This is a genomic window from Ralstonia sp. RL (assembly GCF_001683835.1).
In the GTDB taxonomy this organism is placed as follows: Bacteria; Pseudomonadota; Gammaproteobacteria; order Burkholderiales; family Burkholderiaceae; genus Ralstonia; species Ralstonia mannitolilytica.
The window spans coordinates 1-2095 of sequence record NZ_LWRX01000052.1; the positions used below are offsets into that span (position 1 = coordinate 1).

Consider the following 2095-nt stretch of genomic DNA (forward strand, 5'->3'; position numbering starts at 1 on the left):
TGAAATCTTGTGTACCGGATCGGTGCCGGGCAGCGCCAGCGCCACCAGCGCATGGCCCATCTCGTGATAGGCCACGGTTTCCCGCTCCTTGGGATTGAGCACGCGGTTCTTCTTCTCCAGGCCCGCCACGATGCGCTCGATGGCGGCGGTGAAATCCTGCAACTCCACGGCGGACGCTTTGCGCCGGGTCGCGGCCAGCGCGGCCTCGTTGACCAGGTTCGCGAGGTCTGCACCCGAAAAGCCGGTGGTCAGCGCCGCCACCTGTTCCAGATCTACACCGTGGGCCAGGGTGATCTTCTTGACATGGACCTTCAGGATATCCAGGCGACCTTTCTTGTCGGGACGGTCCACCAGCACCTGACGGTCGAAGCGACCGGCGCGAAGCAGCGCCTGATCGAGGATTTCGGGGCGGTTGGTGGCGGCGAGGATGATCAGCCCGACCGAGCTGTCGAAGCCGTCCATCTCCGTGAGCAGCTGGTTGAGGGTCTGCTCGCGCTCGTCGTGGCCGCCGATGGGGCCGCCGACGCCGCGCGCGCGGCCCAGCGCATCGAGCTCGTCGATGAAGATGATGGCCGGCGCCTGCCCGCGGGCCTGCTCGAACAGGTCGCGCACGCGCGCTGCACCCACGCCGACGAACATCTCGACGAACTCCGAGCCTGAGATGGAAAAGAACGGCACCCCGGCTTCGCCCGCGACGGCTTTGGCCAGTAGCGTCTTGCCGGTGCCGGGCGGGCCGACCAGCAACACGCCCTTGGGAATGCGCGCCCCGAGCCGTCCATACTCCTGCGGATTCTTGAGGAAATCGACGATCTCAACCAACTCCGCCTTGGCTTCATCGACGCCAGCGACATCGGCAAAGGTCACGCCAGTGTTCTTCTCCATGAATACCTTGGCACGGCTCTTGCCGATGCTCAGGAAGCCACCCATGCCCTGCTTCTCGGCGAAGCGGCGGAACAGGAAGAACCAGACGCCGAAGAAGGCCACCGCCGGCAGAATCCAGGAGAGCACATCACGCAGCCAGGTGCTTTCCACCACCCGCGCATAGGGCACGTCGTACTTGGACAGCCGCTCGGCCAGGTCGGGTTCGACACGGGTGGCCACGATGGTGGTCTTGCCCCGGCTGTCCGGCGATTTCAGGCGCCCGGTGACCGTGCGGTCCGACACCAGCACTTCGGCGACGCGCCCCTCGGCCAGCGCCTTCTCGAATTCGCTGTAGGGCACGGGCTCGACGGTCTTGGCCGCCTGCCAGTAGTTCTGCAGCGTCAGCAGCAACAGGCCGGCGACGATCCAGTAGCCAATGTTCCATTGATCTTTCTTTTCCATGGGCAATGTTCCTCGCAAGTCGTGTCGCTAGAGAATGGGGGTGAACAGACGGGCCACCCCGTCGCGCAAGCGGATGGTCAGCGGGCGGGCGCGCAACGCCATCGCCGATATCTCGTCCGCCGCATCACGGGCGGCATCAAAAAGGGATGACAGCCGCGTAGACAACGCGGTGTCGTACACCTCCACATTGAACTCGAAGTTCAGGCGCAGGCTGCGTGCATCCCAATTGGCCGAACCCAGGCAGCACCACTTGCCGTCTACCAGCATCAGCTTGCTATGGTCGAACGGGCCAGGCCGTTCGAAGATGCGCACACCGTGCTCCAGCACCTGCCAGTAGTGGGCGCGCGCGGCCCATTGCACCGTGGGATGGTCGCCGTTTGCGGGCGTCAGCACGTCGATACGCACGCCGCGCAACGCGGCCGTGCTTAGCGCCGCGATCATCGGCTGATCGGGGACGAAGTAAGGTGTCCAGATGCGCACCGAATGCTTCGCCGCGCTCAAAGCGCCCATGAAGGTCCAGCGCATCCTGTCCAGGGCCTCATCGGGACCGGCCTCGATGCCGCGCGCCCAAGAGGTTCCTTGCTCATCAGCCATTGCGGGAGATTCGCGCCAGAAACCCTTGCTGAGCCGCTCGCCCGTGGTATCGCACCAATCATCGGTGAAGCTCCGCATCAGATGCTCTACCACCGGCCCGCGCAGACGAAAGTGTAAATCGTGACAGGCCTGGCCCGGCGCATCGGGCCGCCAATACGGGCTGAAGATGTTCATGCCG

General features: G+C 64.7%; 2 protein-coding genes. Both read right to left on the reverse strand.

The window, feature by feature from the left end; translation table 11 throughout:
* Nucleotides 1-1323, reverse strand: a 1323-nt coding sequence (gene ftsH / locus A6M56_RS05195; RefSeq protein WP_286757856.1) for an ATP-dependent zinc metalloprotease FtsH, incomplete at its 3' end; no start/stop codon positions are given.
* A gap of 27 nt (nucleotides 1324-1350) precedes the next feature.
* Nucleotides 1351-2095: phospholipase D-like domain-containing protein (locus tag A6M56_RS05200; RefSeq protein WP_286757854.1), on the reverse strand; the 745-nt coding region annotated here is incomplete at its 5' end.